This is a genomic window from Micrococcus luteus (genome assembly GCF_022664405.1).
Taxonomy (GTDB): domain Bacteria; phylum Actinomycetota; class Actinomycetes; order Actinomycetales; family Micrococcaceae; genus Micrococcus; species Micrococcus luteus.
This window is the reverse complement of the sequence record NZ_JAKRLB010000043.1, coordinates 1-3083: the sequence shown is the minus strand read 5'-3', so window position 1 is coordinate 3083 and position 3083 is coordinate 1. Positions and strand designations below refer to the sequence as shown.

Below are 3083 nucleotides of genomic sequence, written 5' to 3'. Positions count from 1 at the left end.
GCTACCTGGCCGGGGTCTCGACCCGGCGCATGGACAAGCTCGTACGGCAGCTGGGCATCGACTCGCTCTCGAAGTCCCAGGTCAGCCGGATGGCACAGGAGTTGGACGAGCACATCGAGGCTTTCCGCCACCGGCCTCTGGGCGAGGCCGGCCCGTTCGTGTTCCTCGCCGCCGACGCCCTGACCATGAAGGTGCGTGAGGGCGGGCGTGTGGTCAACGCGGTGGCCATGGTCGCCACCGGGGTCAACGCGGACGGGCGCCGCGAGGTCCTCGGGCTGAGGGTGGCCACCACGGAGTCCGGGGCGGGGTGGAACGAGTTCTTCGCGGATCTGGTGGCCCGGGGGCTGGCCGGGGTGGCACTGGTGACCTCGGACTCCCATCGCGGCCTCGTGGAAGCAGTGGCGGCGAACCTGCCCGGGGCCGTGTGGCAACGCTGCCGCACCCATTACGCGGCGAATCTGATGGCCGTGACCCCGAAGAGCATGTGGCCGGCGGTGAAGGCCATGCTGCACAGCGTGTATGACCAGCCCGACGGGCCGGCCGTGCACGCCCAGTTCGAGCGCCTGTTGGACTACGTGCAGGACAGGTTGCCCGCGGTGGCCGCCCACTTAGACGCCGCTCGACAGGACATCCTCGCGTTCACCTCGTTCCCGAGGGACGTGTGGTGCCAGATCTGGTCGAACAACCCCGCCGAGCGGCTGAACCGGGAGATCCGGCGCCGCACGGACTCGGTGGGGATCTTCCCGAACCGGGATGCCGTGGTGCGCCTGGTCGGGGCCGTGCTGGCCGAGCAGACAGATGAATGGGCCGAAGGCCGCCGGTATCTCGGCCTGGAACTGCTCGCCCGGTGCCGTGAGCCCCTGACCACGGAGCAAGAGACCGTGATGAGCACGGAGGTGATGCCGACCCTGCAGACCTGACAGGTACAAGCCCCCTACAACCTCGAAGACGGTTACACCACTTCCAGGGACTTGACCCAGGTGCACCATGTGCCCCGGCCCTCTCGCGGTGATCTTCTGGGGTCGTTGGCGCAGGTCTTCTCCGGCCGGGGTCAGGTCCCGTAGGCGGGAGATCCCGAGTCGGTGCAGCCACCGTCCCACGGTACGAAGACACACCCGGTGGCCTTCAGAGACGAGGTGGTGATGGATGCGCCGTGCGGACCACTTGCGCTCCCGCCGCAGGGCGTGGATCTGGGCGACCAGGACCGGATCGAGCTGGGCAGGTGAACGGTGCGGCCGGCTGGGCAGGTCCTGAAGGCCGGCTTCTCCCTGGGCGCGGTAGCGGGCGACCCAGGTGGCCACCGTGGGCCGGCTCACCCGGAACTCGGCGGCCACGTGCGCTTGTGGGATCCCGTCGTGCAGGTGGCGGTGGACCATCCTGAGACGGCCAGTGGGGGTCAGGGGTGCGTTAGCGTGAGTCATGAGTGGGTCTTTTCGGGCAGGTGGGTTGTTGAGGAACTTCCATCCTGCGGGGCGGGGCCCACTCGTCTCATCTCAGCCGGCGCCTCGTGGCAAGAACCTCATGACCCACAACAACTAGTCCGCGTCAGTTGGCGCACCGAAGCTGCTTTCCGGGCGGCATAGCGTAGGTTCGAAGCATTTATTTTTTGCTTCACCTCGAACACGGCGTAAATGCTCTCCACTGGCACGATCCGCTCCCCCGCGGGTGACTCGAACCAGATGGGGGCGTATTGGCGGTCGTAAATAGCGATATCGATCTGGTGGCTTTGGCCGCCGGTGATATCCAGGGCGTGTACAGGGCCGACTTCATAACGTCCTGGCAGGTAGGTGCGAAGCATTCTCGTCCAGTTCGCCTCGGAGGCATTACCGATGGAGGTTGGATGGTCGGTGAACTCCAGAGGGATACCGAGTTCTGCGGAGAGGGTACGTTGCCGAGCCTGAAAGGCTAAATTCAGATCAATTGGTGAACTCATGGGGGTTATCCTTTCTGCTGGAGGCAACTTCTAGCACTAGTCGCTGGAGGTTGCCATCTGGATTCGCTTCCCGCGCGTGGCTGATCCAGTCTGTTGCGGTGCGGGCGACGACCACTAGGAGCACATCATGCGCCCCCGCCTTGGCCAGCTGGCGCAGGGCGAGCGAGTCAGTCTCACTCGGACCGTTCGGTCCGGGATGACTGTGCCACTCACCGATGTACCCCGTAGTGTTTTCGGGGCCTAATGCCCTCGTCTGCCTCAACGTTGCTGCAGCTATGGTCGCGTCCCGGCGATAGCGCACAGAGGTCGCTGTGGGATCAGGGACCTCGACGCATTGCACTATGTGCGGTTCGGTCTCGATGTAGTAGCCGAGAAGCAGGCCGCCCGTCTCACGTGGCAGGGCGCGGCTCGCTGCCTGGGTGAGCTCTGTCCAGGCATCAGCATTGATGGTCGCAACTCTCACGTTGGCAGCTCGAACAATGCGCGTGACTCGCCCGCGGGGGGCACCTCTTCGCCACAGAGCAGCCTGATCGCAAGCCGGGCTCCCATTCCAGCGGTTTCTATTACTGCAGCCGGTGGTGTCGGTGAGATCGGGTCCCCGCAGCCGGTCTCATACTCGCCTTCGATGGCACCTTCCAGAGGGTCCATCGACAGAGGCTCAGCTGCATTGAGAGGCGGACAGATGTCCGCTCGCCCGAACTGGCCCTGGCCCACGATTGCGACATGAAGGAACCGCGCGCCTGAAAGACGGGCCGCGTGTTGGAGCATGTGCCACACGAGCCGGCTGCCCGTGCAGTCGATCACGAGGTCGCGCGAGTCCATCAAGCTCACAGCATCGGCAAGAGTCTTGACGGGTCCCGCGCCGGTCATGCTCGACCCCGGGTCGCGGAGAAGGGCCGAGGCGCACACTGCTGTGGTCTTCGTCTGCCCGACGAACGCGGGTGAAGCTGCGTGGCGAACTAGGTGTTGTGGGTCATGAGGTTCTTGCCACGAGGCGCCGGCTGAGATGAGACGAGTGGGCCTGGGCGTGTCAACTTGTCTGTGTAAGCGGGGTGGTCACAGGTAGGGGTTGATCCGGTCGGGGTAGGCCGCGGCGAGCTGGGCGAGGGCCTGCTTCCAGTTCGTGACGGCCTGACCTTCGACGAGCCGG

At 65.3% G+C, this 3083-nt stretch carries 3 protein-coding genes and 1 pseudogene; 1 reads left to right on the top strand and 3 read right to left on the bottom strand.

Going from position 1 to position 3083, the window contains the following annotated elements; all coding sequences use genetic code 11:
• The coding region (locus MF605_RS11815; protein ID WP_242821293.1) for an IS256 family transposase at window positions 1-920 on the top strand (920 nt) is incomplete at its 5' end.
• Between the two features lie 36 nt (window positions 921-956).
• Here the strand turns inward: MF605_RS11815 and MF605_RS11810 are convergent.
• From MF605_RS11810 to MF605_RS12145, 3 genes and pseudogenes are all read right to left on the bottom strand, one after another.
• Window positions 957-1421, bottom strand: a pseudogene (locus MF605_RS11810) (helix-turn-helix domain-containing protein); the annotation flags it as partial.
• A 98-nt stretch (window positions 1422-1519) separates the two neighbouring features.
• On the bottom strand, window positions 1520-1933 hold the full coding sequence (locus MF605_RS11805) for a DUF6602 domain-containing protein (protein ID WP_134417011.1): 414 nt from the start codon (window positions 1931-1933) through the stop codon (window positions 1520-1522).
• The gene (locus MF605_RS12145) at window positions 1917-2396 is read right to left on the bottom strand and encodes a Mov34/MPN/PAD-1 family protein (RefSeq protein WP_166795278.1); all 480 of its coding nucleotides are present in this window, start codon (window positions 2394-2396) and stop codon (window positions 1917-1919) included. Before MF605_RS12145 ends, MF605_RS11805 begins: the two co-directional genes overlap by 17 nt.
• Between the last annotated feature and the right edge of the window lie 687 nt (window positions 2397-3083).

Coding starts and splice junctions, on each gene's coding strand:
- MF605_RS11805 (WP_134417011.1), bottom strand. CDS start 1,933: ATGAGTTCACCAATTGATCTGAATTTAGCCTTTCAGGCTCGGCAACGT.